This window comes from Parvibaculum lavamentivorans DS-1, assembly GCF_000017565.1.
Lineage (GTDB): Bacteria > Pseudomonadota > Alphaproteobacteria > Parvibaculales > Parvibaculaceae > Parvibaculum > Parvibaculum lavamentivorans.
This window is the reverse complement of record NC_009719.1, coordinates 2,849,382-2,875,876: the sequence shown is the minus strand read 5'-3', so window position 1 is coordinate 2,875,876 and position 26,495 is coordinate 2,849,382. Positions and strand designations below refer to the sequence as shown.

The 26,495-nt window shown below is 62.4% G+C and carries 31 protein-coding genes; 17 read left to right on the top strand and 14 right to left on the bottom strand.

The window, feature by feature from the left end:
- The first annotated feature begins 5 nt into the window (after positions 1-5).
- Positions 6-293 carry a hypothetical protein gene (locus PLAV_RS13555; RefSeq protein WP_012111598.1) on the top strand — a complete coding sequence of 96 codons (288 nt, stop codon included), beginning with the start codon at positions 6-8 and terminating at the stop codon, positions 291-293.
- Positions 294-296: 3 nt separating this feature from the next.
- On the opposite strand, the gene PLAV_RS13550 is transcribed toward PLAV_RS13555, so the two are convergent.
- Positions 297-899, bottom strand: coding sequence for a nitroreductase family protein (locus PLAV_RS13550; RefSeq protein ID WP_041536021.1), 603 nt, complete (start codon positions 897-899; stop codon positions 297-299).
- A gap of 130 nt (positions 900-1,029) precedes the next feature.
- Here PLAV_RS13550 and PLAV_RS13545 point away from each other — a divergent pair, with 130 nt between their 5' ends.
- Positions 1,030-1,818, top strand: a complete 789-nt coding sequence (locus tag PLAV_RS13545; RefSeq protein ID WP_041536020.1) for a hypothetical protein — start codon at positions 1,030-1,032, stop codon at positions 1,816-1,818.
- Between the two features lies 1 nt (position 1,819).
- Here PLAV_RS13545 and PLAV_RS13540 read toward each other — a convergent pair whose 3' ends face one another.
- The gene (locus PLAV_RS13540; protein ID WP_012111595.1) at positions 1,820-3,574 is read right to left on the bottom strand and encodes a hypothetical protein; all 1,755 of its coding nucleotides are present in this window, start codon (positions 3,572-3,574) and stop codon (positions 1,820-1,822) included.
- Positions 3,575-3,716: 142 nt separating this feature from the next.
- Here PLAV_RS13540 and PLAV_RS13535 point away from each other — a divergent pair, with 142 nt between their 5' ends.
- The 3 genes from PLAV_RS13535 to PLAV_RS13525 are packed head-to-tail and all read left to right on the top strand — an operon-like array spanning position 3,717 to position 5,027.
- On the top strand, positions 3,717-4,037 hold the full coding sequence (locus PLAV_RS13535; RefSeq protein ID WP_012111594.1) for an ArsR/SmtB family transcription factor: 321 nt from the start codon (positions 3,717-3,719) through the stop codon (positions 4,035-4,037).
- Between the two features lie 31 nt (positions 4,038-4,068).
- Positions 4,069-4,611 carry an SRPBCC family protein gene (locus PLAV_RS13530; RefSeq protein WP_012111593.1) on the top strand — a complete coding sequence of 181 codons (543 nt, stop codon included), beginning with the start codon at positions 4,069-4,071 and terminating at the stop codon, positions 4,609-4,611.
- Positions 4,612-4,628: 17 nt separating this feature from the next.
- Positions 4,629-5,027 carry a VOC family protein gene (locus PLAV_RS13525; RefSeq protein ID WP_012111591.1) on the top strand — a complete coding sequence of 133 codons (399 nt, stop codon included), beginning with the start codon at positions 4,629-4,631 and terminating at the stop codon, positions 5,025-5,027.
- A gap of 147 nt (positions 5,028-5,174) precedes the next feature.
- Here the strand turns inward: PLAV_RS13525 and thrS are convergent, their stop codons facing one another.
- From thrS to cysS, 4 genes are all read right to left on the bottom strand, one after another.
- Positions 5,175-7,133, bottom strand: a complete 1,959-nt coding sequence (thrS, locus tag PLAV_RS13520; protein WP_012111589.1) for a threonine--tRNA ligase — start codon at positions 7,131-7,133, stop codon at positions 5,175-5,177.
- Positions 7,134-7,142: 9 nt separating this feature from the next.
- Positions 7,143-7,457, bottom strand: coding sequence for a membrane protein insertion efficiency factor YidD (gene yidD / locus PLAV_RS13515; protein ID WP_012111588.1), 315 nt, complete (start codon positions 7,455-7,457; stop codon positions 7,143-7,145).
- A 157-nt stretch (positions 7,458-7,614) separates the two neighbouring features.
- On the bottom strand, positions 7,615-8,115 hold the full coding sequence (locus PLAV_RS13510; protein WP_012111587.1) for an iron-sulfur cluster assembly scaffold protein: 501 nt from the start codon (positions 8,113-8,115) through the stop codon (positions 7,615-7,617).
- Positions 8,116-9,522 carry a cysteine--tRNA ligase gene (cysS, locus tag PLAV_RS13505; RefSeq protein WP_012111585.1) on the bottom strand — a complete coding sequence of 469 codons (1,407 nt, stop codon included), beginning with the start codon at positions 9,520-9,522 and terminating at the stop codon, positions 8,116-8,118.
- Positions 9,523-10,068: 546 nt separating this feature from the next.
- Between cysS and folE the strand changes: the two genes are divergently transcribed.
- The 3 genes from folE (at position 10,069) to PLAV_RS19910 (ending at position 12,578) form a co-directional block, all read left to right on the top strand.
- Positions 10,069-10,698, top strand: coding sequence for a GTP cyclohydrolase I FolE (gene folE / locus PLAV_RS13500; protein ID WP_041536735.1), 630 nt, complete (start codon positions 10,069-10,071; stop codon positions 10,696-10,698).
- An 80-nt stretch (positions 10,699-10,778) separates the two neighbouring features.
- A complete protein-coding gene (gene hisI, locus PLAV_RS13495) occupies positions 10,779-11,216 on the top strand; it encodes a phosphoribosyl-AMP cyclohydrolase (protein ID WP_041536019.1) in 438 nt (145 codons plus the stop codon).
- A 270-nt stretch (positions 11,217-11,486) separates the two neighbouring features.
- A complete protein-coding gene (locus PLAV_RS19910) occupies positions 11,487-12,578 on the top strand; it encodes a patatin-like phospholipase family protein (RefSeq protein WP_041536018.1) in 1,092 nt (363 codons plus the stop codon).
- A 5-nt stretch (positions 12,579-12,583) separates the two neighbouring features.
- Here PLAV_RS19910 and PLAV_RS13485 read toward each other — a convergent pair whose 3' ends face one another.
- The gene (locus PLAV_RS13485) at positions 12,584-13,012 is read right to left on the bottom strand and encodes a CBS domain-containing protein (protein WP_041536017.1); all 429 of its coding nucleotides are present in this window, start codon (positions 13,010-13,012) and stop codon (positions 12,584-12,586) included.
- A gap of 262 nt (positions 13,013-13,274) precedes the next feature.
- Between PLAV_RS13485 and PLAV_RS19055 the strand changes: the two genes are divergently transcribed.
- Together PLAV_RS19055 and PLAV_RS13475 are read left to right on the top strand one after the other, a co-directional pair.
- Positions 13,275-14,570: a DUF2157 domain-containing protein gene (locus tag PLAV_RS19055; RefSeq protein ID WP_012111580.1), complete on the top strand. Its 1,296-nt coding sequence runs from the start codon at positions 13,275-13,277 to the stop codon at positions 14,568-14,570.
- Complete coding sequence (locus PLAV_RS13475; protein ID WP_012111579.1) at positions 14,567-15,166, top strand: GDYXXLXY domain-containing protein; 600 nt, start codon at positions 14,567-14,569, stop codon at positions 15,164-15,166. The genes PLAV_RS19055 and PLAV_RS13475 overlap by 4 nt, the downstream gene beginning before the upstream one ends.
- A gap of 11 nt (positions 15,167-15,177) precedes the next feature.
- Here the strand turns inward: PLAV_RS13475 and PLAV_RS13470 are convergent, their stop codons facing one another.
- Positions 15,178-15,579: a YciI family protein gene (locus PLAV_RS13470; RefSeq protein ID WP_012111578.1), complete on the bottom strand. Its 402-nt coding sequence runs from the start codon at positions 15,577-15,579 to the stop codon at positions 15,178-15,180.
- An 85-nt stretch (positions 15,580-15,664) separates the two neighbouring features.
- Between PLAV_RS13470 and PLAV_RS13465 the strand changes: the two genes are divergently transcribed.
- Entirely contained in the window at positions 15,665-16,273 is a 609-nt protein-coding gene (locus PLAV_RS13465) for a TetR/AcrR family transcriptional regulator (protein ID WP_012111577.1), read from the top strand.
- A gap of 226 nt (positions 16,274-16,499) precedes the next feature.
- Here the strand turns inward: PLAV_RS13465 and PLAV_RS13460 are convergent, their stop codons facing one another.
- Positions 16,500-17,933 (bottom strand): carotenoid oxygenase family protein, encoded by a 1,434-nt coding sequence (locus PLAV_RS13460; RefSeq protein WP_012111576.1) that lies wholly within the window; start codon positions 17,931-17,933, stop codon positions 16,500-16,502.
- 112 nt (positions 17,934-18,045) lie between these two features.
- On the opposite strand from PLAV_RS13460, the gene PLAV_RS13455 reads away from it, so the two are divergent.
- On the top strand, positions 18,046-18,726 hold the full coding sequence (locus PLAV_RS13455; protein ID WP_012111575.1) for a TetR/AcrR family transcriptional regulator: 681 nt from the start codon (positions 18,046-18,048) through the stop codon (positions 18,724-18,726).
- Here PLAV_RS13455 and PLAV_RS19050 read toward each other — a convergent pair.
- The 3 genes from PLAV_RS19050 to PLAV_RS13440 all read right to left on the bottom strand — a co-directional run bounded on the left by PLAV_RS19050 (position 18,710) and on the right by PLAV_RS13440 (position 20,538).
- Positions 18,710-19,045 (bottom strand): DUF4389 domain-containing protein, encoded by a 336-nt coding sequence (locus tag PLAV_RS19050; protein ID WP_012111574.1) that lies wholly within the window; start codon positions 19,043-19,045, stop codon positions 18,710-18,712. The genes PLAV_RS13455 and PLAV_RS19050 overlap by 17 nt on opposite strands.
- Positions 19,046-19,124: 79 nt before the next feature.
- Entirely contained in the window at positions 19,125-19,925 is an 801-nt protein-coding gene (locus tag PLAV_RS13445) for a rhomboid family intramembrane serine protease (RefSeq protein ID WP_012111573.1), read from the bottom strand.
- Positions 19,918-20,538, bottom strand: a complete 621-nt coding sequence (locus PLAV_RS13440) for a 2-hydroxychromene-2-carboxylate isomerase (RefSeq protein ID WP_041536015.1) — start codon at positions 20,536-20,538, stop codon at positions 19,918-19,920. The genes PLAV_RS13445 and PLAV_RS13440 overlap by 8 nt, the downstream gene beginning before the upstream one ends.
- 340 nt (positions 20,539-20,878) lie before the next feature.
- Here PLAV_RS13440 and hfaB point away from each other — a divergent pair, with 340 nt between their 5' ends.
- Positions 20,879-21,907: a holdfast anchoring protein HfaB gene (gene hfaB / locus PLAV_RS13435; protein ID WP_012111571.1), complete on the top strand. Its 1,029-nt coding sequence runs from the start codon at positions 20,879-20,881 to the stop codon at positions 21,905-21,907.
- A gap of 208 nt (positions 21,908-22,115) precedes the next feature.
- On the opposite strand, the gene PLAV_RS13430 is transcribed toward hfaB, so the two are convergent.
- Positions 22,116-22,433, bottom strand: a complete 318-nt coding sequence (locus tag PLAV_RS13430) for a DMT family transporter (protein WP_012111570.1) — start codon at positions 22,431-22,433, stop codon at positions 22,116-22,118.
- A 192-nt stretch (positions 22,434-22,625) separates the two neighbouring features.
- Between PLAV_RS13430 and PLAV_RS13425 the strand changes: the two genes are divergently transcribed.
- The 3 genes from PLAV_RS13425 to PLAV_RS13415 all read left to right on the top strand — a co-directional run bounded on the left by PLAV_RS13425 (position 22,626) and on the right by PLAV_RS13415 (position 24,177).
- A complete protein-coding gene (locus PLAV_RS13425; protein ID WP_012111569.1) occupies positions 22,626-23,126 on the top strand; it encodes a DUF2147 domain-containing protein in 501 nt (166 codons plus the stop codon).
- Positions 23,127-23,215: 89 nt separating this feature from the next.
- Positions 23,216-23,659: a DUF2147 domain-containing protein gene (locus PLAV_RS13420; RefSeq protein WP_012111568.1), complete on the top strand. Its 444-nt coding sequence runs from the start codon at positions 23,216-23,218 to the stop codon at positions 23,657-23,659.
- Between the two features lie 86 nt (positions 23,660-23,745).
- On the top strand, positions 23,746-24,177 hold the full coding sequence (locus tag PLAV_RS13415) for a DUF2147 domain-containing protein (RefSeq protein ID WP_012111567.1): 432 nt from the start codon (positions 23,746-23,748) through the stop codon (positions 24,175-24,177).
- Between the two features lie 204 nt (positions 24,178-24,381).
- Here the strand turns inward: PLAV_RS13415 and PLAV_RS13410 are convergent, their stop codons facing one another.
- Positions 24,382-25,302, bottom strand: coding sequence for a hypothetical protein (locus PLAV_RS13410; protein WP_012111566.1), 921 nt, complete (start codon positions 25,300-25,302; stop codon positions 24,382-24,384).
- A gap of 463 nt (positions 25,303-25,765) precedes the next feature.
- Here PLAV_RS13410 and PLAV_RS13400 point away from each other — a divergent pair, with 463 nt between their 5' ends.
- Positions 25,766-26,437 (top strand): PAS domain-containing protein, encoded by a 672-nt coding sequence (locus tag PLAV_RS13400; RefSeq protein ID WP_012111565.1) that lies wholly within the window; start codon positions 25,766-25,768, stop codon positions 26,435-26,437.
- Positions 26,438-26,495: the final 58 nt, after the last annotated feature.

Sequence of the window (26,495 nt, the reverse complement as noted above, 5' to 3'; positions counted from 1 at the left end):
ACCTTATGAGGACCTTCAAGATCATTCTGGCCGTGCTGCTCGCCGCTTTCTGCATCGGCGTGACGGGCATGATCTATCTGCAAAGCGGCGGTGCGGCAATCGCGGTCGGGCTCCTGCTCGGCCTCGTCGTGGTTTCATTCCTGTTCGACAACAGGCGCACGCTCTTCCGGGGCGACGCAGGACGCAAGGAGGTCGTGGACGGGAAGGCCGGCCTTGCGGTCGCTCAGGCTGCGGCGCTCACGCGCTTCTCCGAAGGCGAAGTGCGCGGCACGCCGAACTACAAGGGAAACTAGGCGTCAGCCTTTCGCCGCCCATTCGGAGGTGATCTCCGAAAGCTCCGGGCGCGGACGTTCGTCCTTGGGTACGCTCTCGCTGCCGAAATAGAGATAGCCGGCAACCTTCTCGTTCTCGCCAAGGCCGAGCGCCTCATTCACCTTCGCATCGAACGCATACCATTCCGTCAGCCATTGCGCGCCGAAGCCGAGCGCCGTCGCCGCGATCAGCATGTTCTGACAGACCGCGCCCGCGGACAGAAGCTGCTCCCACTCCGGAATCTTTATCCCCGGCGTCACGCGGGATATCACGGCGACAACCACCGGCGCGCGCGTCAGCCGTCCTGCCTCGAAATCGAGCTGGTCATTGGTGGCGCCAGGCTGGGCCCGCGCATAGACATCCCGCAGCACCGCGCCGAATTGTCCCCGCGCCTCGCCCCGGAAGACGATGAAGCGCCATGGCGCCAGCTTGCCGTGATCCGGCACCCGCGCCCCCGCCCGCAGGATCGTTTGAAGCTCGTCCTCGCTCGGCCCCGGTTCCACCATGGTCAGCGCCTTCGCGGAGCGGCGCGTGAGCAGGAGATCGATGGTTTCCTGGGATCGGGCCAAAAGAAAATCCTCTTCCATATAGGCGGCGCGCGGGAGCTCGCATTTTACTTAGGCTCCCCGCTTTACTTAGACAAGCCTGCCCGTCACCATGGCCTTAATGCCAGGGGGGCTTTCTGTGCGGCGATTCCTACCGCGCAATAACATATTTATGGTCTGCTTCTTCGCCATGTCGCTCATGGGCGGCGAGGTTTGTGCGGGCGGCTGGCCGCTTGCGCCCGGCAGCGGCGAAATCATCACAAGCATCACCTGGCTCTCGGCGGATGAAAGATACAACGCCGACGGCAACAAGCGCTCGACCAGCCGCTACACCAAGCTCGAGATCGCGCCCTATGCCGAATATGGTCTTCTCGAAAACCTCACCCTGATCGGCGAAGCCGCCTACACGAGCGAAGAGACGGATTACTTCGGCTATGAGTTTTCCAATGCCGGCCTGTCTCGCCTCAAGGCCGGCGCGCGCATCGCCCTCGGCACGTGGAAGGAAACGCTCTACTCGCTGCAACCCCTCATAACGCTTCATCTGATGGAAAACGGAAACGACCCCGCCGCAACGCGCAGCGGCGACGTCGATACTGAATTCGGTATCGTCATGGCACGAAGCGATATGTTTTATGGCATGAACATCTTCTCGGTGCAGGAGGTCGCCTACCGGTATCGCGACCGGCAAAGGCCCGACGAAGCCCGCGCCGACGTCACCCTCGGTATCAAGCCCTGGCCGGACATCATGTTCCTGCTGAAAAGCCTGAACACCGTCGCGTTGAAATCCACCGCCAATGATGAGCTCTATCAGTCGAGCAAGCTCGGCTTCTCCACCGTCCATACCCTGCCGCGGCATTTCGCACCCGGCTGGTCGGCGGAAACAGGCATCGAGCAGACGATCATCGGCCGCAGCACCATTGAGGAGACAGTGTTGCGTTTCGCAATCTGGTACAGCTTCTAGCTCACGGTTCGGACGAAGCGGCCCGAAGTCCGTTGCCCTGTCCCTCCGCCACATGCCGCCGAAGCGCCGCCATCACATCCGTATCCGGCGCCGCGTCCGCCCCGCTCCCGGATGCACCCCTCCTGAGGTCCGCCAGCGTGAAACCCATCCGCACGTCATAGGTCCGGTCGATCTGGTTGCGCAGGCGCTGCTGCGCGTCATACCAGGCGCGCTTTGTTTCTCCGTCAGGACATGTGGCAAGCTCGTCGGCCGAGCGCGCGCCCCAGCGAAGTTCCGGGCAGTGATAGGGATCGAACGAAAACCCGAAGACCCGCGCCCGCGCTTCCTCGAAACTCATGCGCCGCGAAGAGCCGTCGCTCGCGGTATAGGCAACCTCGCAGGCGCCGGCCTCTTCCGCATAGGCCGCCTTCAAATCCTTCGCAAGACTGCCCCCTTCATAGTCGAGTTTCGGATCGCCTTTCTCCGCCATGCCGATGAAGCGTTCCACCAGCTCGCGCAACTCCACGAATGAGGTCTTCAGCCGCGCATCGCGCGACGGCGTCGAATAGGTTTCCCAGTCGCCGGTCGTGCCGTAAATATTGTCGGGCAGCCGCGCCGGTTGCGCCTGCCGGTGCAGCCCCGCCATCACCGCCACATCGACCGATTGCGCGCGGTAGTGAAGATCGTCGCACAGCTCGCGCACCATCAGCCGCGTTTCCATGATCGGATCGTAAGTGACATTGCCGCCCGCAACCGCCTGCCGCACATAGTCGTAATAGTCGAGCCGCTGTCCGTCATGGATGAAGATTGCCGAAGCCCATTGCTTTGCGGCGGGCGAACCGTTCCCGTAAAATTGTTCGTCCGACCAGTCGGCGATCTCATGGTCCGCTGCCAGCACCACGCGCCCGCCATACCATGTGCCGTCGGCGCCCTGCCTCGCCCCGGCAAGCTTCATCGGCCGCCAGTTCTTGAAGCCCGCACCCATTGGCGCAGAGGCACGCACGAACCGCTTGCCATAGCTGCCGCGCGTCAACGAATTGTCGGGATGTGCGTCGATGAAGCGGATGCGTCCCTCTTCGTCCACGCTGTAGACGACCGCCACATGTCCGTTCGGATCGTAGATCACGGTGCCGGGACGGATCGACCCCTTGGCGATCTTCACCGGATAGAAATCGAACAGGTCGCCGCGCGACGGCGAAGGCGCGAAACGGTACATCGCCGTCGAAACGACATTGTTGATGGCGTTGAGAACGCTGCGTCCGTTCGGAAATGCTCCTTCCACGGAGGGAACCACATCGGTGCGCTTGTAGACGTAATTGCCATAGCGCGAATAGCGCAGATCCCTCGACTGCCCCACCGCCGCCACGCCGCTTGTGTAGGAAAACGGCAATCCCGTCTTCCAGGCGAAATAGGCGCGCAGCGCATAAGGCAGGTCCGCGCAATCGGCATAGAAGAACATGCCTTTCGGATCGCTCGTCCGGTAGATGTTCCACGGCCCCTTCAGGCATTCATCGAAGGTCCGGCAATTGCTCTCGCCGATCGCGGTCACGAATTCGCCAAAGGCGCGCTCGTCGCTCTCCGTCCACGCGGTTTTGGTGATGCGCCAGCGAAAGCCCTCGGGCGTCTGGTAAAGCTCAGGGCTCAGCACCTCGCCCCCGCTCGCCACCGGCGTCATCGTTGCCGTGGCCGGCTCCGGCACATCCGCCCGCGCGGGGCCGAAAGCGCAAGCCAGCCCGAGCGCGAACATCGCACCCCGCCATTTCGTTGAAAGCATCATCTTGAAGGCCCCTCACCGGCGTTCTGCAGCAGTACCCCGTGGCTGGATTTAACCATAGCCACACGCTTCTGTCCGATACCGCCCCGCCACGGCTTTTAAATTTCGCATTGACTTAATTAAGTCAAATGTGAAAATAAGAAACATGGAAACATTCACGGCATTGGCAGACCCCACCCGGCGGCAGATCGTCGAAATGCTCGCCGCCGGCGAACTTGCGGCTGGCGACATCGCGCGCCGTTTCGAAATGAGCGCACCTGCCGTCTCGCAACACCTGAAGGCCCTGAAATCCGCCCGCCTCGTCCGCGTTCGCGTCGATGCGCAGCGCCGCATCTATTCACTGGACCCGCAGGGCATCGAGGGCATCGAAACCTGGCTCGCGAATATCCGCCGCTTCTGGGGCCCGAAGCTCGATGCATTGGAGCGCGAACTTCTCGCGGCGGCGGAGCGAGACAGGAAGCAATGACAGCCCCGAATAACTCCCGCGAGGTAATCCGATGAGTGAATACGGCACCCTGGTCGACAATCACACCGTCCGCTTCGAACGCTTGCTCCCCGGCCCGATCGAGCGCGTCTGGAAATATCTGACGGATGCCGAACTGCGCGGCCTCTGGTTCGCGGCCGGCCCCATGGAGCCGCGCGTCGGCGGCAAAATGGACATTGTCTTCGACAATTCGAATATTGGGCCCCACCCCTCCGCGCCGCCTGAACGCTTCAGGAAATATGCCGGCCCCTTCGACAGCAAGCATGTCGTCACGATCTGGGAGCCACCTCATCGCCTCGGTTTCACCTGGGACGAAGACATGGACCCCAAGGGCTCGGTTGTGGAAATCGAACTGACGGAACAAGGCGACAAGGTCCGCCTCGTCCTCACCCACCGCCGCGTCTCCGGCGTCAGCGACGCAATCAATTTCTCGGGTGGCTGGCACACCCACCTCGCGATGCTCGCCGAACAGCTCGAAGGCAATCCGAAAACCCCCTTCTGGGAAGCCTTCGACGGCATTGAGGACGAATACAGAAAGCGCTATTCGGAAAAGTAAGCGCAGGAGGAAACAGGATGACCGGCACGACGATCAGACCCTTCCTGATGTTCGAAGGCAACGCGGAGGAAGCGATGAACCTCTACGTCTCGCTCTTCCCCGGCAGCCGCATCGACAGCATGAACAAATATGGACCGGGCGAACCCGGCCCCGAAGGCACGGTGCAGCTCGCGAGCTTCACCCTCGCCGGGCAAACGGTCATGTGCATCGACAGCCCGGCAAAACACGCCTTCACCTTCACGCCATCCTTCTCCTTCTTCGTCGATCTTCCCTCGCTCGAAGAACTTGAAAGGATCGCCGCCATCCTCGGCAAGGACGGCGCGGTGATGATGCCCCTCGATAATTACGGCTTCAGCCAACGCTTCACCTGGCTCAGCGACCGCTACGGAATCTCCTGGCAGCTGAACCTGCCGTGAGCATCCAAAACCAGTTCTAAAAAACAATGTCATTGCCGGGCTTGACCCGGCAATCCAGGGCGGCACGCTCCGTACCTGTCCATAAAAAAAGCCCGCCCACCTTTATTACAAAGGAGGACGGGCCACTCACATCGCTCAGCCAGAGCGCTATCGCATATCAGGCGGCGTCGCCTCTTCCGCCAGCGCCTTGATCGCCTCGTCGAGCTTCATCGTCTGCTGCTGCTGCGAACCGAGACGGCGGATCGACACAGTCCCCTCCTCCGCCTCGCGCTTGCCGGCCACGAAGATCGCCGGCACCTTCGCCACCGAATGCTCGCGCACCTTGTAGTTGATCTTCTCATTGCGAAGATCGAGCTCCGCGCGAATGCCTGCATCGCGCAGCTTCTGCAGCATCTCTTCGGCATAGGGGTCGGCGTCGGAAGTGATCGTCGTCACCACCGCCTGAACCGGCGCCAGCCACATCGGGAAGCGTCCCTCGTAATTCTCGATCAGAATGCCGATGAAGCGTTCGAGCGAACCCAAAATCGCGCGATGCAGCATCACCGGGCGATGCTTGTTGCCGTCCTCGCCGATATAGGACGCATCGAGACGTTCCGGCAGCACGAAGTCGAGCTGCAGCGTACCGAGCTGCCATGAGCGGCCGATAGCGTCGCGCAGATGGAATTCGAGCTTCGGCCCGTAAAACGCGCCCTCGCCCGGCGCGAAGTCGAACTCCTTGCCAAGCGCCTTCAGCGCCTCTTCAAGTGCCTTCTCCGCCTTGTCCCACGTCTCGTCCGTACCGGCCCGCACATCGGGCCGCGTCGCCAGCCGGAGCTTCGTGCCCGTGAAGCCCATATCCTCATAAACGCTTTCGAGCAGCGCCACGAAGGCTTCCGTCTCTTCCTTGATCTGGTCTTCCGTGCAGAAGATATGCGCGTCATCCTGCGTCATCTGGCGCACACGCATCAGCCCGTGCAGCGCGCCATGCGGCTCGTTGCGGTGGCAGCAGCCGAACTCCGCCATCCGCAGCGGCAGGTCGCGATAGGATTTCACGCCCTGCTTGAAAATCTGGATATGCGCCGGGCAGTTCATCGGCTTGATCGCCATGAGCTTCGCCTTGCCGGAAAGCACAGGCGCGTCCTCATCCGTCGACGGCACCTCGTCCGGCACCACGAACATGTTCTCGCGATACTTGCCCCAATGGCCGGACTGCTCCCAGAACTTCGAGTCGAGAAGCTGCGGCGTCCTCACTTCCACATAGCCCGCCGCGTCGATCCGCCTGCGGACATATTGTTCCAGCGCCTGCCAGATGCGCCATCCCTTCGGATGCCAGAAGACCGAGCCCTGCGCTTCCTCCTGCAGATGGAACAGGTCCATCTCGCGGCCGATCTTGCGGTGGTCGCGGCGCTCCGCCTCCTCCACCATCGTGAGGTAAGCCTTGAGGTCGTTCTCGTTCGCCCAGCACGTGCCATAGATGCGCTGGAGCATCTCGTTGCGGCTGTCGCCCCGCCAGTATGCGCCCGCGAGCTTCGTAAGCTTGAACGCCTTGCCGAGCTTCCCCGTCGAGGGCAGATGCGGTCCCCGGCAGAGATCGAGCCAGTTCCCCTGCCGGTAGACGGACACCTGCTCGCCCGCCGGAATGGAGGCAATGATCTCCGCCTTGTAGATTTCGCCGATCTTCTTGAAATACTCGACCGCCGCGTCGCGGTCCCACACTTCCCGCGTGATCGTCTCGTCGCGGTCCACGATCTCGCGCATCCGCTGCTCGATCTTCTCGAGGTCTTCCGCCTTGAAGGGCTCTGCCCGCGCGAAGTCGTAATAAAAGCCGTTCTCGATCACCGGCCCGATCGTCACCTGCGTGCCCGGAAAAAGCTCCTGCACGGCTTCCGCCATCACATGCGAGGCATCGTGGCGCAGCAGGTCGACGCCGTCCGGCGTCTCGCGCGTCACGATCTCCACCTCGGCATCGCGGTCGATCACCGTGGAGAGGTCTTTCATCTGGCCGTCGATCTTGATCGCGACCGCCTTCTTCGCCAGCGACTTCGCGATGCTCTCGGCAAAGGCGAGCCCGTCGAGCGGCACTTCATGCTCGCGAACGGAACCGTCTGGAAGTTTCAGCTTTATCATTTGTCTCTCTCAATGCGTTCCGTGCGTGCAGTCGCGTTGTTCTTCCATCCGCCAGCTTCCATATCGCCACGGCGCCCAGAAAGGCTGGTCCGCCAGCCGCTCCGGCACCGGGTCGAAACCGTGGCTCCCCCATGGGTGGCACCGCGCGATCCGCGCCAGCCCCAGCCATCCGCCGCGCCATGCTCCATGCCGCTCGATCGCCTGCATCGTATAGTCCGAGCAGGTCGGCAAATGCCGGCATTTCGGCCCGATCAGCGGCGATATGAACCACTGATAGAACCGGATCAGCCCGCGCATGATGAGCGACAAAGGATCGCGCCGCATGGGATCGGAAGTCCCCTTGTTACACGCACTTGTTAGCTTTTAATTGGAATCGGCACAACTTGCAGGCACCCTCGGCGCCTTCCGGCCTATCCGTCTGATTCGTCTGGGAAAAAGCCGCCCGGGCGCGGGGTCGCGCGGGAGCGGTCGGGCCCGGCGCCTAAGCGGCCGGGCCGGTGCTAGTGAGGGTCCCGGTCTGCGGCGCAGTACCACTCCCTTTTTCGGCCAGCGCGGCGTCCACCGCCTCTTCCACCGCGTCGAATACGAGCAACGTCGAGGCATGCCGCGCCTTGTACTCGCGCACAGGCTCCAGCACTTCGAGGTCTTTCCACTTGCCGCCATAGATCTCGCGCGGCGGCTCGCCGCCTTCCTTCAGCATCCGCCTCATCGCAGCGCCGATCTCGTGCAGCTCGGCCGCGCTCGCGCCGATCACATGCCGCGCCATGATAGAGGACGACGCCTGCCCCAGCGCACACGCCTTCACGTCGGCGCCGTAATCCACAACCCGACCCTCGCCGTCGAGCTTCACATCGACCGTCACCTTGGAGCCGCAGAGCTTCGACACCGCCGTCGCCGAGGCGTCAGGCGCGGCAAGCCGCTCGCCATGCGGAATATCCGATGCGAGTTCGAGAATGCGCTTGTTGTAGATTTCGTTGAGCATCTAGCTCGCCACTCTCCAGCTTGTGCCTTGCGGCCCATCTTCGATCGCCACGCCCATCTCGGCAAGCGCGCCGCGGATGCGGTCGGCCTCGGCGAAATCCTTCGCCTTGCGGGCGGCATTGCGCGCCGCGATCAGCCGCTCCACTTCCTCCCCGTCTATATGGGAAGCCGCCCCCGCCCCTGCAAACCAGGCTTCGGGGTCCATTTCGAGCACGCCGAGAAGCCGGCCCGCCCCGATCAGCGCCGCCTTGAGCTGCGCCTTCGTGCCGGGGTCCGTCTCCGTATTGGCCCGCTTGGCTAGGTCGAACAGCACCGCCAGCGCCTTCGGCGTGTTGAGGTCGTCCGCCAGCGCCTCCATGAAGGCATCGGGCGCCGCGTCGTTTGTCGGCTCCGCCTTCACATCCGAAAGCGCCCGCAGCGCGCCGTAAAGCCGGTCGAGCATCCGCTTCGCCTGCGCCAGCCCCTCATCCGACCAGTCGAGCGGCTGCCGGTAATGCGCGTTGAGCAGCGCAAGCCGCACCGCCTCGCCCGGCGCCTGCGCGAGCAGCTCATGCACCAGCAGCACATTGCCGAGCGATTTCGACATCTTTTCGCTGCCCATGTTCACGAAGCCGTTATGCAGCCAGAACCGCGCGAGCGGCGTGTGGCCATGCGCGCAGGACGATTGCGCCAGCTCGTTCTCGTGATGCGGGAACTGCAGGTCGATGCCGCCGCCATGAATGTCGATTGTCTCTCCGAGATGCTTCTCGATCATCGCCGAGCATTCGATATGCCAGCCCGGCCGCCCGCGTCCCCACGGGCTATCCCAGCCCGGCTGCTCCGGCGTCGACGGTTTCCACAGCACGAAATCCGCCGGGTCCTTCTTGTAGGGCGCCACTTCGACGCGCGCGCCCGCGATCATGTCGTCCCGGTCCCGCCCGGAAAGCCGCCCATATTCCGCAAAGCTCGGCACGTTGAAGAGCACATGGCCCTCCGCCGCATAGGCGTTCCCGCTCGCGATCAGCCGCTCCATCATCGAGATCATCTCGGCGATGCTTTCCGTCGCCTTCGGCTCGATATCCGGCGCCAACACGCCGAGCGCGCCCATATCCTCGCGGTATATCCGCGCATATTTCTCCGTGATGACGGAAATATCGACGCCCGCCTCTTTCGCGGCGGCGATAATCTTGTCCTCGATGTCCGTGATGTTCCGCGCATAAACGACATGCCGGTAAAGCCGCCGCAGCAGCCGCGCCAGCACGTCGAACACGACCGCCGGCCGCGCATTGCCGATATGCGAGCGGTTATAGACCGTCGGCCCGCAGACATACATCGTCACGCGGTCGGGCTCCGCCGGCTCGAAGATTTCCTTCTGCCGCGTCAGCGTGTTGTAGAGCGAGAGCTTCAACTTGTTGGGCTGGGTATTCATCGGTCAGGCCTTGATGTGGTTCGGCGTGGGCTTCCCTGGCGGCCCGCCTTCATCACGGGCCTTCAGTCGGCGGTGCGGGTGCCTGCGCAGCAGTCCGCGCATCCACCCCAAAAAACGAAGGAGGGGTGGAGCGAAGTTCGACAACATGTCGTCCGGCGCGTCATGACCATCAAATCCTGTGGACCGTCTGCCACTCTGTTAGCCGAGCCGATGCTGCCCGGCAAGGTTTAAGAATTAACCAAAAACGCCGCAAAAGAGAACCGGCAGCCGCTTTTCTGCGTCCAAAACCCTGAAAATACGAACCGGCCCGCCCCCCGATTTTGCGCAACCCTGCGTTTAACGCACCCTTGATAGCCCCTTTCCGCAAGGCTATATGCATGGTTGAGACGATGTCACATCAGCTTCAGCATGGCATAAGACCCCGTGCTTGATGGGCAAAATGGGCGGTTCCGGCAATGGAACGGCCTGTGACTTGAACCGGACGAACGGTCCCGAAAGAAGGGCCGTATGGCCGGGAAACCCCTAGACGAGATTGGTCGAATGGACATGAATGCTGCAGTTGATGGGCTCCGCGCCCAGCCGGATGACGAGCGCCTGACGCAAGTCGAGAAGCCGAGCCGCGAGGCGGCGGAAGCCGCCGTGCGCACCCTCATCGCCTGGGCGGGCGACAATCCGCAACGTGAAGGCCTGATCGACACCCCCGGCCGCGTCGTGCGCGCCTATGAGGAGTTCTTCGAGGGCTACAACGAAGACCCCTACAAGGAACTGACCCGCACCTTCGAGGAAGTCGAAGGCTATAACGACATGGTCATGCTCCGCGACATCAACATCGAGTCGCATTGCGAGCATCACATGGTGGCCATTCTCGGCAAGGCACATGTCGCCTATGTCCCGACCAAGAAGGTCGTCGGCATATCGAAGCTCGCCCGCGTCATCGAGATCTATTCCAAGCGCCTCCAGACGCAGGAGACGATGACGGCCCAGATCGCGGAAACCATCAATGCCGCGCTCCAGCCGCAAGGCGTCGCCATCCTCATCGAGGCGAAGCATCAATGCATGACGACGCGCGGCATCAAGAAGCCGGATGTCGCCACCATCACCACGCAGTTCACCGGCGTCTTCCGCGACGATCCCCGCATGGAAAGCCGGTTCATGCAGATGATCCGCGGATACTGACCTTCAAAAGCCATACGGCTTTGACAAGAGGCCCCGCCTTCATCTGAATGGCGGGGCCTTTTCAATTGGAAACGAGAAATATGACTGGCACATCCCCCTTCGCCCCGCGCGGCACCGCGCAGGAAATCGAGGAAGGCACAACCTTCTCGCCCAAATTCGACCGCGACGGCCTCATCACCGCCGTCACGACCGACGCGAAGACGGGCGAGCTTCTCATGGTCGCCTGGATGAACGCCGAGGCGCTGGCCCGCACCGTCGAAACCGGCGAAGCCTGGTACTGGAGCCGTTCCCGCAACGAGCTCTGGCACAAGGGCGAAACCTCGGGTCAGGTGCAAACCGTTATCGAGCTTCGCACCGACTGCGATCAGGACACCGTCTGGCTCAAGGTCGATGTCGCGGGCGATGGCGGCTGCTGCCACGTCGGCTACCGCTCCTGCTTCTATCGCCGCGTTCCGAAAGGCGAGCCCGCGAAACTCGAAGCCACAGGCGCGACGAAACTGCACAGCCACGAGCACTGAACTTAAATAGTCCTGTCATTGCCGGGCTTGACCCGGCAATCCAGTAGCCGCAAAGCGGCGTCTCTCTTCACAAGACTCTTACGCCTCACTTCCTCGCCCTGGATGCCCGGGTCAAGCCCGGGCATGACATTGTATTTTTATCGTCACCGCCACTGACATCCTCCGCGCTCGAATTCCGTCACATTTCATCCCCATATACCGTCTGCCGCTTGGTATGAGAGCGGCCTTGTTGCATTCTTTCGAGTACCCTTGACCATGAAGCAGTTACGTATGCCCCGCCCAAAAATCGGCATAGCTCTCGGCGCCGGCGTTGCGCGCGGCTGGACCCATATCGGCGTCCTGAAAACGCTGAAGCGCGCGGGCATAGAAGCCGACATCGTCTCCGGCACCTCCATCGGCGCCCTGGTCGGCGGCTGCCTCGTCGCCGACAAGCTCGAACCGCTTGAGGATTTCGCGCGCTCGCTGACGCGCCGCCGCATGTTGGGCCTTCTCGATTTCCGCTTCCGCTCCTCCGGCCTCATCGGCGATTCCAAGCTCGCCGAACTGATGCGCGAACAGCTTGCCGACATCAACATCGAAGACCTGAAACAGATTTTCGTCGGCGTCTCGACCGAGCTCACCACCGGCCATGAACTCTGGCTGCACAAGGGCAATCTCATTCAGGCGATCCGCGCTTCCTATGCGCTCCCCGGCGTCTTCCCGCCGGTCGCTGTCGATGGCCGCTGGCTGATCGATGGCGCGCTGGTGAACCCGGTCCCCGTCTCCGTCGCCCGCGCGCTCGGCGCCCGCGTCGTCATCGCCGTCAACCTCAACACCGATCCCTTCGATCCCGCCGCGCGCCGCCGCGCGCATGAGGCGGTCTATCCGGGCTATATCCGCTCCTCGCCGCCGCGCTTGCCCGATGACGATCTTTTCCACGACATCGAGGAGAAGATCGAAGAGGAACTGAACCTGCAGAATGCCGCGGAACAGGAAGAAGACGGGGCCGCCACCGAAGGCGCGGCCGAGCTTGTGAAGGACGCCGCTGAAACGACCCCCGCCGTGGCCGACAGGATCAGGCAGGGTCTCAAGAATTTCAGCTGGAAACGCAATCCCGAAAGCGAGTTGATGCGCCGCGTCGTCGGCGGCAGCCAGCGTGGCCCCGGCATCGCCAGCGTCATGCTCGCTTCGCTCAACATTGTGCAGGACAGGCTGGCGCGCATGCGCATGGCGGGCGACCCGCCCGACATCATGATCGCGCCGCAGGTGGGACATCTGAGCCTGCTCGATTTCGACCGCGCCGACGAGTTGATAAGGCTCGGCGAGGAGGCCGCCGAGGAGGCGATCCCTCGGATCCTCGAAACCATCGAGATCATGCAGTAGAGCGTCTAGCCGTTGGCGATATAGAGCCGCAGTGCTTCCGTCTCCATCACCGTCTCGGCGATCCGGTGCTTCACCACGTCGCCGATCGACACGATGCCCACAAGCTCGCCATCCTCGATCACGGGAAGGTGGCGGAAGCGGCCCATGGTCATGGAATCCATCAGCTCGTCGACGGAATCATTGAGGCCGCAGGTCACGACACGCGACGTCATCACGTCCCGCACCGGCGCGCCGAGCGCCTGCGCGCCGGTGCGCGCAACGGCCTTCACGATGTCGCGCTCCGAAACGATGCCCAGCACCTTGCGGTCCTGCATGACGACAACAGCGCCGATGCGCCGCTCGGTGAGGAACGTCGCGACCTCCGACAATGTGGTCTGCGGGCTCACGGTCGCGACATCGGAGCCTTTGGCCTTCAGGATGGCTGCAACATTCATCGGCATTTCCTCCCAGTTGGACCGTCGAGCGGCCCCCCTTGCCGTTGCGCACCCCCCAGCAGCACCGGCAACCTTTCTGGCCAATGATGCGACATTCCGCCGCATCCGACAAGGAGATACATGCAAATCGCAGGAATCTCCCGTCCTTGCCGCCGTCCCGATCCGCGCTTTGACTTCGGGCCCCCGCCCCGGATAATCGGCTCCGTATCGGGTTTGAGTCGTCATCAGCCGTTTTCCCACCCGGAGAGAAACAGGGCTCCCCATGTGGCAGCGCATCTACTTGCAGCGCCTGAAGCACGATCTCGATCTGTGGATCGAGCGGGGCTGGGTCACACCGGCAAACGCCGAATCCATCCTCCTCTCCGCCCGCGAGCCTGCCGCCACGCGGCGCATGCCCGGCGTCCTCGCCATTCTCGGCGCGGTGCTGATCGGCTTCGCCGTCATGAGCTTCGTCGCCGCCAACTGGGCGGAGATTTCAAAGCTCGCCAAACTCATCATGATCTTCGGCGCCATGTGGGCGGCCTATATCGCCGCTTTCCTCCTCCAGAAGCGCGATCATCCGGCTCTGGCGCAAGCCGCCGTGCTGATAGGCCTCGGCCTTTTTGGCGCAGGCATCATGCTCATCGCCCAGATTTATCACATCGTCACCGACGATCCGGCGGGCGTGCTCGCATGGTGCATCGCCGCCCTCTCCACCGCATGGCTCCTTCCGTCACGCCCCGCCCTTGCCCTCGGCATTCTACTTACTGTCGTCTGGACATATTTCGTGGTGGAAATGCCCGGCGCCGTCTCGCCGCATTGGAGCTTCTGGCTGCCCTGGGCCGCCGCCCTCGTTTTGTCGCTGCGTCTTTCATGGTCGCCCGGGCTGCATCTCTCTCTGATCGCCGGCCTCATCTGGCAGGCGATGAACGCGCAAGCCATCGTCGAGACCTATGGCATCGTCGAAACGCAACTCGCCATCATTATTCTGCTGGAAATGCTGGCGATCTGGCTCGCCGCTGTCTTGCTCTCCGAGCGCGGCCCGCGCTTCGCTTCCATCGCGGAAGCATATGCAATCGCCTTTGCCTTCGCGATCTTCTGGATTTTCCAGACCGCGCCCTCCGATAATGAAATCGCCTCCTCCGCCGCCGGCCCCTTGGTGACGGGCCTCATGGCCGTGGTCGTCGCCGGGCTCGCCTTCCTCTGCATCGCAAGAAGCAAGCTCGAAGCCCGCCACATCATCGGCATCGGCGCGCTGGCGGTCCTCGCTCTTCTGTTCCCCGTGCTGAGATCGGGCGCCGGGGAAACCATTCCCTGGCTCTATGCCGCCGCCTTCCTCGTCCTCGCCGCATGGCTCGTCTCCTATGGCACCGGGCGCGGCAGCCGCTTCGCCGTCAATTTCGGCTTCGTCGCTTTCGCCGCCGAGGTCCTCTACCTCTATTTTGAAACGCTGGGCGATCTTCTCAGCACGGCGCTCTTCTTCGCCCTCGGCGGCGTTCTGCTCATCGCCGGCAGCATCGTCATGGAGCGAATGCGCCGCCGTCTGGTGAAAGCCGCGAGCGAAGGAGACGCGCCATGAACGCCCGCTTCGGCCTCGCCCTCATCGCCCTCGCGCTCGGGCAATCGCTTTTCCTCGCTGTCATGGTCTGGGACCGCGTCTCGCTGCTCCGCTCCGAAAGCGTCGTCACATTGAAGACAGAGCCCGTCGACCCGCGCGATCTCTTCCGCGGCGACTACGTCATCCTGAACTACGAAATATCGCGCCTCCGCCTCGACACCCTTGAAGGCGACGATGGCTTCGCGCAGGGCGACACGATCCATGTCGAACTCGCGCCCGCCGGCGATCTCTGGCAGCCCGTCGCCGCATGGCGCGACCATCGCGAACCGGCAGCGGGAAATGAAATCATCCGCGGCCGCGTTTCCTGGGTCATCGACGCCCGCCCCGTGGCCTCGCCCGCCGATGGCGAAGAAATGCCCTGCCTCGATTGCGGCACCGCCACCATCGCCTATGGCATCGAAAGCTACTTCGTACCCGAAGGCGAAGGCCGCTCGCTGGAGGACCAGCGCAACGCTGGAAATCTCACCGTCGATGTGGCGCTCGGCAGAGACGGCGAAGGGGCGATCAAGCGCCTTCGTCTCGAAGGCGAACCCGTCTACGAGGAACCGCTTTTCTGAAGCGGTTGCCGTCAGTCGGCCGCCTTGAGCGGAACACCCGCATCGAACGTCACGAACCATGAATTGACCTCGGCGGTGAAGATGCCGCCGGCAATCGCCGGATCGGCGGCAAGAAGCTCCGCCGCCTCATCCCTGTCGCGTGCGCGGATGACGGCAAGCCCGCCATTCGTTTCCAGCAAAGGCCCCGCCGCCAGCAGCCGTCCGTCGTCCATCAGGCGCTGCATGAACTCCGCATGCGGACCCAGCGCCTGTTCTCTCATGCTTCGCCCCTCTTCCCATGCGGGGCCCTGCCGATAGACAAATGCGAAGAGCTTCATCTCGTTCTGCGCTCCCTGTTCCGGCGACGCCGGTGCCGGCCCCGCCATGCCGAAGGAAATTGCGGCAGCCGCCGCGATCGCAAGTTTTCGCACCATGAAGACCGTCCTTTGGCTCAAGCTGGATTTGGCATGTGGCTAAACTGGATTGACATGCTTCCAATAACATACGATACCGTATGGTATGAAAGAACGGGAGTCCACACCTCGCGGCGGTAGCCGCTGGAACCGCGATCATTGGGTCGAGTTCGGCGTCCGCAGCCTCGCCCGCCACGGTCCCGGCGCGCTGACGGTCGACCGCCTCTGCGAGCGCGCAAAGCTGACGAAGGGCTCCTTCTATCATCACTTCAAATCGGTGGATGATTTCCTCGTCGCCGTCGGCGAACGATGGCGACGCACCGAAACCGACGCGATCGCACGCAATGCCCTGGCTGGCCCTGGCGCGGCCGAAAGCCTGAAAAAGCTCGCAAGCCTCTCCGACAGCGTGAACCATCGCCTGGAGATCGGCGTCAGAACGCTGGCGGCAAACAATCGCAAGGTCCGGGATCTGGTCAACAAGGCAGACATAGCGCGCGAAGCCATCATCTCGACCCTGCTGCAGCGCGCCTATGATCTGACGGAAGACGATGCGGCGAATGCCGCGCGTCTCTTCCACTCGCTTCATCTCGCCGCCTTGTTGCGCGCACCTTCGGATGTCGGTGGCTTCTCGTCCGCCTCGGCAAGGTTCCTGACCGCTCAGTTGCGGGACGCCGCTCCCTCCCGCACGACCCGCAAATCCATGCGCGCCCGCTAGCGCCCTTCAAAACGGGGATAAGTTTTTTCAGCCTGACGTGAACACGCACCATTGACTTACCGCCAGGATGTACGCTGCGCGTGCGCGCACATGTACGCATAAACGTCCGCGCGCGCGTATCGCCGCGCGCACGTCCGCCGTCACACGCGTGGCCTGACTTGCCGTCCGAAAGCCGTTTGCAACAGTTTGATGACGGTTCGATGACAGTCGCGGGGATAACCCGCTTTTATGCCCCGTTTCGCCAGTTCCCGTGGAAGCCGAAAGGCACCCTCATTGGCAGCTCTACTCGCGCCACCGGGCCCCTGGAAATATCGTCCGTGTCGAGAACGATGAAGTCGCTGATGTTTCGCGCCGTGTCGTAGCAGAGCGACACCAGAAAGCCGTCACCCTCCGCCGCACTCTCCTTGCGCGGCACGAAAACCGGCTCGTGCACATACCTCCCTACACCCGGCTCCCACTCACGCCGCTTGCCGCTTTGAAGATCGATATGCACAAACGTGTCGTAGGACGCACCCGGCGCTTCCTTCGGCCGCCGCATCGCGGCGTAATAGCCATGCCGGTTCTTGTGTCCCGCAAACCGCTCGTCGAAGCGCGGAAACTCGCCGCCGAGATCGGTCAGAACTTCTTCCGTGTAGGAATCCGAATTGCTGTCGAGATCGAACGTCCAGCGCACCAACAGGCTCTGCTCGTCGGTGAGACTGGCCGGCGCCTTGCTGCCATCCGCATTCGGAAAGAGCGGCACGCGGCTGTACTTCATCACATCCGCGATGACCCGCGTGCGCCCGCCTTCATGCGTCGTCCATGCGTTCATCGGATGATAGACATAGCAGGGGTCGCCCTTGAACCAGCGGATCGTATCGACACTCGCGTCCCGCGCCATGATGCCGATATGCGAGCCTGCATCGGGGTCCCATGCGATCACCGGTCCGCCCTTCATGATCCGGTCGACGTCGATCGTCGCCGGAAAGATCGGAAAGATCACATGCTCGTCGGTCACGATGAAGTCATGCACCATGCTCGCATAAGGCGCCTTGAACATGTCGCTGCGGATGAGCGCGCCATTGCGGTCCACCACCTGGTAGGAAATATCGGGCGTCGCCGGGCCTGCCGCCATATAGCCGAAGAAATGCATCTCGCCCGTGCGCGGATCGAGCTTCGGATGCGCCGTCATCGGCCCCTGGTATTTTCCCTCGAAGGTCCACGGCCCCGCCGTTTCCAGCGTGTCGCCATCCATCGCCACCGGCGAATTTCCCTCGTCCAGCGCCAGCAGCTTGCCGGCGTGCCAGACGATATTGGTATTGGCGACATTACGCTTCACATTCTCCGCGCCCTCCACCGGCGCTTCGCCGAAGCCCGTCGGCAGCAGGCGCTTGCCCGCCTTCCGCTGCGCTTCGTATTGCTCCGTATGCACCCATTTGTTCCGGTAGCTCGCCTTCCCGTCCTCCACGCGGATCGCATGGATCATGCCTTCACCGAGAAACCAGTGATGCTGGTTGCCGAGGGGCGGAAACATCGGGTTCGGTCCATTGCGGTAAAGCGTGCCCGTCAGCTCGCGCGGCAACTCCCCTTCCACCACCACAAGGTCCGGCGCATCGCACTCCGCCTGCACCGGCGCAAAATTCGCCTGTAGAAACGGATTGTTCGGATAAGGCTTCGACATGGTGGCTCTCCTCGCCCTCTGCCGCACGCATGGCGCAGCATCCATAACAGTGTTATAATCTCGTTATAGTTAGCGCTGGACTTGAGGTCAAGCCTGTTCGATAGAAAGGCCCATGAGCAACGAAACGTCCCCCGCCGCCGACAATCGCCGCACCGCGCAACGCGAAGCCCTTCTCGATGCCGCAAGCGAAATGCTGATGCTCGGCGGGCCGGACGCCATCTCCCTGCGCAAGCTCGCAACGAAAGTCGGCACCTCCACCATGGCGGTCTACACGGCTTTCGGCGGCAAGGAAGGCCTGATCACCGCGCTTTTCGAAGAGGCGTTCGATCGTCTCGCGGCGACAGAACTTGCCGTTCCGCGCAACCCGGAGCCCCTGCTCTGGCTGGCGGATCTCGCTCGCGCCTATCGTAGCTTCGCCCTGAAAAACCCGTCCTATTATGCGTTGATGATCAGCGCCACCTTGCCGGTGCCCGCATCGCTGCGTCATAGCAATCAGGCAGAAGGCGAACCGCCCGCGCGCAGCATCACGCGCCATCCCTCGTACCAGACATTGCTGGATGCAGTGGAGGCTTGTGTCGCCGACGGCAGTCTGCCCTCCGACATCGAGGCCGAAATATTGGCGGATGCCTTATGGGCCGCGGTTCACGGCTTGAGCAGCCTCGAACTCGCCGGCTTTCACATCAGCGCCGAGGCCGCGGAGAAGCGCTTCAACGTAACGGCTGGAGCGGTCCTGCGCGGCCTGTTGACGCCAGCGGGCCTGAAAAAACTGGACGGATTTACGCGGGGTTCGTGACCGACGGAAACCTGCCGAGAGGAAACGGCTTTTCCTCACGCGCAAACGTCACGAAGGCCAGGCACTCCCAGACATACTGAATGAGATTGCGGCTGAAGCTCCGCAGTTCCTCGTTCTTTTCGCCCGTCACGAGAATGACGATGAATTGCACCGCGCCCAGAAAGATCGCAACCGAGAAAGCAACATTGCCGAGAAACCAGAACGCGATCATGTAGAGAAAGCGAATCCACAATTCTTTGCGGCCAGACGATGCGTCATCGCTGTGAACGGTACGCTCATCCTCCGGCCCGGCGCCCGGATATGCGGATGTGTCGCTCATTGGACCTCCTCCTGAAAAGAACCCTTCATAAAGGGCCTTTCTTTTATGTGGTTCAGCCCGATCCGAATTCAACACGCATCTAGTCGAAGCGGTTCAGCCACTCGCCATAGCCGACATTGCCGGGCCCGCCGGAAGGCGACATCCGCGGCGGATCGAAAAAGCCGAAAAGCAGCAAGCCGAAAAGGAAGCCGCCCAGATGCGCCTCCCACGCAACCTGCCCGGCCACCCCCAGCACGCCGCTGAGCGGCGTTGCGCCGAAAAGAAAATTCACCCCGATCCAGAGCCCGACAAAGATCAGCGTTCGCCTGTCGGCGAGGGCCGCGAGTATGCCGGCCCGCCGCGTTGAGTGCCCGCCCCGGCCGCCAAGTCCACCCAGGGGGCCGCCGGCGAGAAAGACGAACCGCGCCGCTCCTCCCATCAACCCCGATATGGCGGCCGAGGCCCCCACGACAGGGATCGGCGATCCGGGATAAAGCAGCACATGGAGAAAGGCGCCCGCTGCGCCGCAGGCGAAATAGAAAATGAAAAATCGCGAAGCGCCGAAACGCCTTGCGACAGGCGTCCCGAATGCAAGTAGCCAGACGCCGTTCGCAATCAGATGCTCCCAGCCGCTATGAAGAAACGTATAGGTGACGGGGGTCCATAGTTCCGCCCCGAAGCCACCCGGAAGTTCTCCGTAAAGCGACAAGGCTTGCGGCGAATAGCGCGCCGGGAAGAGCGCGAAAAGCAGGATCGCCTGCTCCACCGTTTCCGGCGGCAGCAAACTCATCGCGAGGAACACGCCCACAATCAGCACAAGCAGCAGACCCACCGGTCCGGGCACGTTGAAGGCCGGCGGCTCGCGCCGCGCTTCGGTATCGGACGGCAGCGGTTCAGCCATTGGCGAGCGCAGCCTCGACGAGCGGCAGCCGGTCATTGCCGAAATACATATCCGTCTTATTGACGAACATCGTCGGCGAACCGAACCCGCCCCGCGCGATCACCTCTTCCGTGTTCGCCCGCAGCCGCCCCTTCACATTCTCTTCCTTGATGCGCTGGTTAACCATGTTCCAGTCGAGGCCCACCTCATTGCAGATCTCTTCCAGCACTTCCGGCTGGCTGATGTCCTTCAGCTCGCCCCAATAGCTGCGAAAGGTCGCCCAGGCAAAAGCCGGAAGCTTGCCCTCGTCCTGCGCCACAATGGCGGCCCGCATGGCATCCACCGACCGCACCGGAAAGACCGGCGGCTGGCCGATCTCCACGCCGCAATAGCGTGCCCAGTCCCTAAGGTCCTTGACGTAGTAGCGGCCCTTCACCGGGTGCGGGTTGGCGCGTGCTTCGTAAACGCTTTCGTTAACCGCGTTGAAGACCCCTCCGACAAGGATCGGCCGCCATTCGATTGTGGCTCCCGTCCGTTCGGCCACCGCCTCCACTCGCGCGAAGGCGAGATAGGTCCACGGACTGGAGCAATCGAAGAAAAATTCGAGGGTAGCCAAGGCTTTCGTCCACTTCATCTGTCTGAATTCCACTGCGCGGAGTGTCGCCCGCACGCATCCAACCCGCAACCCCGCCCGCCCTGTCCCGGCATTGGCACAATGAACCCTTGGCGTATCGAAGCGGGACGCGGGGCCGTGCCAGACCCGTAACGAAGCGGCTTCGCGCCAGCCTGCCCTGGTCCGGATCATCGGTCTGTGCCATTGAAAACCCGAGGTTTTCTGCGGTTCTTAACGAAAGGTAAGCGCTGGCATGCCGGTTGCAATCAAGCCTGCAACCAACCGGTCGGCGGCGCGCCGAGCAAGATCAAAAAATGATCGCCTGCGCTGACCTCCAACCGATGACCACCAGGAGGCCAAAGTGCTTACAACGGTTCTGTCGATCGCGAAGAAGAAGGGAGCACCCAAGCGTACGCTAGGCGCCCTCGCCATGGCATTCGCCCTCACCGGCTGCGTCAGCGCCAATGCGGGTTCGGATGGCCGTTACGTGGCGCCGATCGGCAACGCACCCGTCATCACCAACGAAACCCCCTATTCCAGCGCGCTTCGCTGCCTCGCCGGCCACGTGCCGTCCGCAGCCAATACGACGCGTATCGCCGTGGGCAACATCCGCGACTACACGGGCAAGGCCGAAGCCGACGGCACCGGCATGAAGGTCACTCAGGGCGCCTCGCTGATGGCGATGTCCGCGCTCGGCAAGGCCGGTGTGCCGCTGGTGGAGCGCTACGACACGTCGATCTCCGAACTGGAGATGAAATATACGAACAACAAGCTTATCGGCGACGCGGTCGACGGCGAATACCGTAAGATCTATGCGGGCGAAATCCGCGGCAGCGACTACTATCTCGTCGGCGGCATCACCGAACTGAACTTCAACATCCAGTCCGGCGGCATCAACGGCTCCTACGCCGAAGGCGGCGATATGGGCGCTGCGGCGAATGCGTCGGCCGCAACCTACGTCATGAATATCGGCCTCGACCTGCGCCTCGTGAACAGCCGTACGCTCGAAGTCGTCGACTATGTGTCCTACCAGAAGCAGATCGTCGGCCGCGAAATCAAGGCTGGTGTGTTCGACTTCTTCGGCGGCAACCTGTTCTCGCTCGGTGTGGGCTCCAGCGCCCAGGAGCCGATCCAGCTCGCGGTGCGTGCGGTTGTCGAACGTGCGGTCCTGAAGCTCCTCGTTCCGCTCTACGGCGTGAAGCCCGCCGACTGCGCCCGTTTCCCTGGCAACAAGGACCCGATGGGCGAGATCGACTACCGCCAGGCCAATCCCGGCGCCAAGGTAAAGCCCGCCGCGCGCATGGCGGCAAAGCAGCCGGAAACCGAACCCTACGCCTACTACAGCGAGCTCGCCTTTGAAGACAGCGGCCTTCGCGGCGGCGCCTACTGATCCTCTGACCAAAACAGCATTACCGGCGGCACCGCCGCCGGTTCAACCCCTCAAGCCTGTTCGGCCCGGCGGCCTCCGGTCGAACCTTGAGAGCTACGGCGGAGCTTTGCCCGCCAACCGGAACGGGGCCTTTTTGAGTTTCGTCTCATTCCGGAAGACCACTTGGGGAGGGCTGTGCCCTCCCCCTTTTTTCCGCCGGACGGCCGGCCTAGCCCTCCACCACTTTGAGCATCACGACCCCGGCGACGATTAAGGTAATCGCCCCGAGCCGCGCTGGCGAAGCACTCTCTCCCAGAAGAATAACGCCGAGTATGGCGGCACCGACGACGCCTATACCCGTCCAGACGGCATAGGCAGTGCCGAGCGGCAGGGTACGCATCGCCTGCACGAGAAACCAGACCGCCACCAGCAGCGCCGCGATATTCAGTGCAATCATCGATGGCCGCGTAAAGCCCTCGCTCGCCTTCAACGTGAAGGCCCAGACGATTTCTGCCGCGCTTGCAATGAGAAGATAAATCCAGGCCATGCCGCCTCTCCTTCCGGAAGAAGCGAGGCCGTCCCCGCGATGGGATGAGGCCTGTGAAGCGCCTCACGCAGGGTCGTCCCTGCCTGCGGCATATATAGCACCCCGATACGGAACTGGAAGCCTTACCCCGCGTTCACAACCAAGAAATCCGGAGCGTAAGGGGCGTTTCGTGAATTCATGGGAACAATGAACATGTTTGCCAGTCACACATTCATCGCCGTGGGATCCGCCGTGTTTGTTGCTGTCGTCTCCCACACTGCGCTCGGCACCCTCGCCCAGGCGGTTACGCAGGAAACTCCTGTGGGCACCTGGCGGGTGATCGACGATAAATCCGATCGTGCGAAAGGCATCGTCGAAATAAGCGAAGTTAATGGCGAACTGAAGGGCAAGGTTGTCCGTGTGCTTGATCAGGAAAATCAGACAGGACCGGCCATCTGCAAGAGTTGCCCGGGGGAGCTGAAAGGTGAGCCGATAGAAGGCATGACCGTCCTTTGGGGTTTTGAGCGCGAAGGCGACCAATGGGCCGATGGCAAAATTCTCGATCCGAGCAATGGCCGGATTTACAGCGCCTCTCTCCAGATGGACGAAGCAGGCGAGAAGCTCGACGTGCGGGGCTATGTCGGGATTTCGTGGCTTGGCCGCACCCAAGTCTGGGAACGGGCGGACGAGGCAGCCGAGCTCGAAAATAAATAGACACACCGACTGCCATAACCTCTTGGCGGCCCGTGTGAGCGGTGTTATAGTGGCACACACAATGCCAATATAACGGCTGGGAGAAAAACATGACAGTCAGAGGCTTTGGAGCGGCGCTGCTGCTGGCGGGTGCCTGTACCTTTTCGGCGGTGCAGCCCGCCGCGGCCGACACATCGTCGCCGGGCGGCAAATGGCGCATCTATCATCCGCAGAGCGGCCAGCCCCACATGATCATCGAGATCGAGGAAAAAGGCGGCGCGCTTGAGGGCCATATAGTGGAACTCGCGGACGGACCGAAAGATGCGGTCTGCTGGAGCTGCTCCGGCGAAAATCACAACAAGCCGCTCGCCGGCATGAAGATCATCTGGGACGCAAGACAGGACGGACAAGGCTGGAGCGGCGCCCTGCTTCGCCCCGCGACAGGCATGGTCTCCCCCGCCTATTTCGAGCTTGTGCCGGGCGGCGCAGCCCTTCAGATGACAACCGGCCGGGGACCGCTCCGCGTTACGCAGAAATGGGAACGGATCGAATAAGACGATTCATGAAACGCGGCTAGACTTGAACCGGCCTTCCGGCTTGTTCGGTGCTACACATGTCAAAGATCGCAGGGGAGAGAAACATGGCTTTACGTGGTTTGACTGCAACGCTGCTCCTCGTGGCGGCGTTTGCGATACCCGCAGCAGCGGACACACCCTCGCCCCTCGGCAAATGGCGGACCTTCGATCCCGATACCGGCGCCCCAAAAACCGTCGTGGAGATCACCGACGCCAATGGTGCGCTTGAGGGGAAGATCATCGAACTGCTGGACGACGGTGAGACCGTCTGCTCGCAATGCGACGGTGACCTGAAGAACCAGCCGCTTGTCGGCATGATTATTCTCTGGGACGTGAAGCCGAAAGGCAACGAATGGACCGGCGGCACCATCCTGCGCCCCGCCAACGGCAAGACAGCAAACGCGAGCGCGACACTCCTTGATGGCGGGCAGAAACTTGAGGTCACCGGCTCCAAGGGAATAATGAGCCGTTCGCAAACCTGGGAACGGGTTGAGTAAACACAGGCAAGACCGCGAGCGGCTGCCCCTCCGCCGTTCGTCCCTTGCTCTCGCTGTTTTCCGTCTCGCGGCTTCACATTCCTCGCAATGCGACAGCGGAATCGGCGAGAGCTTTTCTTTGCTCCGCGCCAGAACGAAAACGGGGAGAGCTTTCGCTCTCCCCGTTCCTCGTGCCCCCGGTGATCCCCACCCCGGTTGTCTGATTTAGTAGCCCACACCGCCCGAGAAGAAGGCGCCGCCCGTGGCGGCCACTTCCTCGCCGCGTTCGTTCTTGCGGATGAGAACTTCCGCATAGGCCATGCGAGTGCGCGCGGGAATTTCGCTGTAGCCATATTTCTGCTGCGGCACGCAGGCAAGCATCCCGTTCGAACCATGGCGCAGGGCCTCGCCGGCGCGGCACTCGATGACATAGCCACCCGTGTAATCTGCGCGTGCGTTTTCGTCCTTGCCGGCCATGCGGCCCAGCGTGGCCACAAGCATGTCGCCGGCAACGCAATGGAACAATTCGATATCATCGGCCGGATCGACTTCCGTGACGTTGGAGCTCATGCGCGCGGCTTCTTCAAGACCCTTCGCGCTGACGCAGATCGCCTTGACCGGCTTCACAACGCGCGCGGTGCGGACGATGACATTGAGCGAGCCCATCGGTGCCGCCTGGGGCGCGGAGACGTAGAAGCTGGAACCGCCGCCGCCATATCCGCCGCCGCTGCCATTGCCGACGGCAACCGAGCTTGTACGGTCGAGGGCCGACGAGGCGCTGTCCGCCGCCGCATTGGCATTCGCGATCGCCGTCGCGGTGGCGCTCACCTGATTGTTCACGTTCACAATCACATCGATGTTGTTCTCGTTGTGGTTGTTGTTCGTGTTGGTATTGGTGTTGTTATTGACGTTGGTGTTCTTGTTGTAGTTGTAGTTGTAATTCTTGTTGTAGTTCTTGCCGCCACCCTTGCCGCCGCCATCGCAGCCGCAATCATGGCTCGGCGGGGGCGGAGGAGGCGTGCAGCCGCCGCCGCACGAACCGGCCTGCGCCGTGCCCGCGAACGCATAAAGAAACAGGGCGGCACCAGCCACCATCGAAGTCAAAGCCAGCTGGCCGCTGGTAAGGGGGAAATTCATCGTCTTCATTCCTGACACTCCCGGCCCATAAGGGCACGTTGGCCTGCGTCGTTGAGAGTTCTGCGGGAGAGAATGCAGAAGCCGTGCCGGTCGAAACGGATGTTGAGCACCCCTTACTGACGCTCCTTTCGATACGCGGCGCCGGTACGAGCTGTCCCGGAAATTAACGTTTACGCTTCCCCCTCCCTGACCAAGCGCGAAACAACCTCCTGATTTAATTGATAAAACTCCATCCGCGCCGCGCCCTTCCCGTCACGCGTTAACGGCTGGCATGTTTTCTGCTCCTCCACCCACGTCCGCGGGGACCGGCGCCAAACGCCGTACCGGATCGAAACGAAGACCGGGAGCGAACCAGCGGAAGACGGTGAGACCCGAAACGGGACGATCCGCAGGGAATGAGCTAGTATCTCGTTTTGGGGCAATCGGGGGTTTTCTCCAGCCGGAACGGGACCAGGCCGGCAGGGGAACGAGTATGAAGCACAAGACCAATCAGGCGCTGTTCGACTATTGGAACGCCCTCCGCGCGGGCCGTCCGGCGCCGCGCCGTGCCGAAATCGAGCCCGGCAGCATCCGCCGCATCCTGCCCTATGTGTTCATTCTCGAGCGGAAAGACCGGAATGATTACCGCTTCCGCCTGGCCGGTACCGGCCTTTGCAGCGTCTACGGGATGGAGTTCCGCGGCCACAACATGCTTTCCATGTGGCAGGACGATTGCGTGGAAAACCTGAAAGAGGCGCTGGACGATGTGGCGAACAACGCAACCATCAGCGTTGTAGAATATACCGCAGCGACCAACGACAAGCGCGAAGCAACTTTCGAGATGATCCTGCTGCCGCTTGCGCATGAAGACGGCTCTATCTCGCGCGTTCTCGGTGCCGCCGTCCCGATCGACCAGTTCCAATGGATAGGCGACCGTTTGCTTGCTCGTCAATGGATCGACCGCCTGCGCCGTCTCGACCCGGAGCGTATGCCGAAGCGCAAGCCCACCGCCGAAACCGTTGCGCGCCGGATCGTTGCCGAAAAACCGCCGGTAGCGATTTCGAGCATCGCCAGCCACGCCGGCCGCACGCCGCCACTCAGAAGCGAACGATCCTATCTGCGCCTTGTGAAAAATGTGCTCAGCGGGGACGAAGGCCACGGATAGGTCTGCGTCCACCTGAAACCAGACAGCAAAAAAGCCGGTGTCCTTCGACACCGGCTTT

Coding starts and splice junctions, on each gene's coding strand:
- PLAV_RS13465 (WP_012111577.1), top strand. CDS start 15,665: ATGAAAGAACGGGAGTCCACACCTCGCGGCGGTAGCCGCTGGAACCGC.
- PLAV_RS13415 (WP_012111567.1), top strand. CDS start 23,746: ATGGCTTTACGTGGTTTGACTGCAACGCTGCTCCTCGTGGCGGCGTTT.
- PLAV_RS19050 (WP_012111574.1), bottom strand. CDS start 19,045: ATGAGCGACACATCCGCATATCCGGGCGCCGGGCCGGAGGATGAGCGT.
- PLAV_RS13550 (WP_041536021.1), bottom strand. CDS start 899: ATGGAAGAGGATTTTCTTTTGGCCCGATCCCAGGAAACCATCGATCTC.
- PLAV_RS13540 (WP_012111595.1), bottom strand. CDS start 3,574: ATGATGCTTTCAACGAAATGGCGGGGTGCGATGTTCGCGCTCGGGCTG.
- PLAV_RS13440 (WP_041536015.1), bottom strand. CDS start 20,538: ATGAAGTGGACGAAAGCCTTGGCTACCCTCGAATTTTTCTTCGATTGC.
- PLAV_RS13430 (WP_012111570.1), bottom strand. CDS start 22,433: ATGGCCTGGATTTATCTTCTCATTGCAAGCGCGGCAGAAATCGTCTGG.
- hisI (WP_041536019.1), top strand. CDS start 10,779: ATGACTGGCACATCCCCCTTCGCCCCGCGCGGCACCGCGCAGGAAATC.
- PLAV_RS19055 (WP_012111580.1), top strand. CDS start 13,275: ATGTGGCAGCGCATCTACTTGCAGCGCCTGAAGCACGATCTCGATCTG.
- PLAV_RS13455 (WP_012111575.1), top strand. CDS start 18,046: ATGAGCAACGAAACGTCCCCCGCCGCCGACAATCGCCGCACCGCGCAA.
- PLAV_RS13445 (WP_012111573.1), bottom strand. CDS start 19,925: ATGGCTGAACCGCTGCCGTCCGATACCGAAGCGCGGCGCGAGCCGCCG.
- PLAV_RS13535 (WP_012111594.1), top strand. CDS start 3,717: ATGGAAACATTCACGGCATTGGCAGACCCCACCCGGCGGCAGATCGTC.
- PLAV_RS13460 (WP_012111576.1), bottom strand. CDS start 17,933: ATGTCGAAGCCTTATCCGAACAATCCGTTTCTACAGGCGAATTTTGCG.
- PLAV_RS13555 (WP_012111598.1), top strand. CDS start 6: ATGAGGACCTTCAAGATCATTCTGGCCGTGCTGCTCGCCGCTTTCTGC.
- PLAV_RS13400 (WP_012111565.1), top strand. CDS start 25,766: ATGAAGCACAAGACCAATCAGGCGCTGTTCGACTATTGGAACGCCCTC.
- cysS (WP_012111585.1), bottom strand. CDS start 9,522: ATGAATACCCAGCCCAACAAGTTGAAGCTCTCGCTCTACAACACGCTG.
- PLAV_RS13425 (WP_012111569.1), top strand. CDS start 22,626: ATGTTTGCCAGTCACACATTCATCGCCGTGGGATCCGCCGTGTTTGTT.
- PLAV_RS13485 (WP_041536017.1), bottom strand. CDS start 13,012: ATGAATGTTGCAGCCATCCTGAAGGCCAAAGGCTCCGATGTCGCGACC.
- PLAV_RS13545 (WP_041536020.1), top strand. CDS start 1,030: ATGGTCTGCTTCTTCGCCATGTCGCTCATGGGCGGCGAGGTTTGTGCG.
- PLAV_RS13475 (WP_012111579.1), top strand. CDS start 14,567: ATGAACGCCCGCTTCGGCCTCGCCCTCATCGCCCTCGCGCTCGGGCAA.
- PLAV_RS19910 (WP_041536018.1), top strand. CDS start 11,487: ATGCCCCGCCCAAAAATCGGCATAGCTCTCGGCGCCGGCGTTGCGCGC.
- PLAV_RS13420 (WP_012111568.1), top strand. CDS start 23,216: ATGACAGTCAGAGGCTTTGGAGCGGCGCTGCTGCTGGCGGGTGCCTGT.
- PLAV_RS13530 (WP_012111593.1), top strand. CDS start 4,069: ATGAGTGAATACGGCACCCTGGTCGACAATCACACCGTCCGCTTCGAA.
- folE (WP_041536735.1), top strand. CDS start 10,069: ATGAATGCTGCAGTTGATGGGCTCCGCGCCCAGCCGGATGACGAGCGC.
- PLAV_RS13510 (WP_012111587.1), bottom strand. CDS start 8,115: ATGCTCAACGAAATCTACAACAAGCGCATTCTCGAACTCGCATCGGAT.
- PLAV_RS13410 (WP_012111566.1), bottom strand. CDS start 25,302: ATGAAGACGATGAATTTCCCCCTTACCAGCGGCCAGCTGGCTTTGACT.
- PLAV_RS13470 (WP_012111578.1), bottom strand. CDS start 15,579: ATGGTGCGAAAACTTGCGATCGCGGCGGCTGCCGCAATTTCCTTCGGC.
- thrS (WP_012111589.1), bottom strand. CDS start 7,133: ATGATAAAGCTGAAACTTCCAGACGGTTCCGTTCGCGAGCATGAAGTG.
- PLAV_RS13525 (WP_012111591.1), top strand. CDS start 4,629: ATGACCGGCACGACGATCAGACCCTTCCTGATGTTCGAAGGCAACGCG.
- yidD (WP_012111588.1), bottom strand. CDS start 7,457: ATGCGGCGCGATCCTTTGTCGCTCATCATGCGCGGGCTGATCCGGTTC.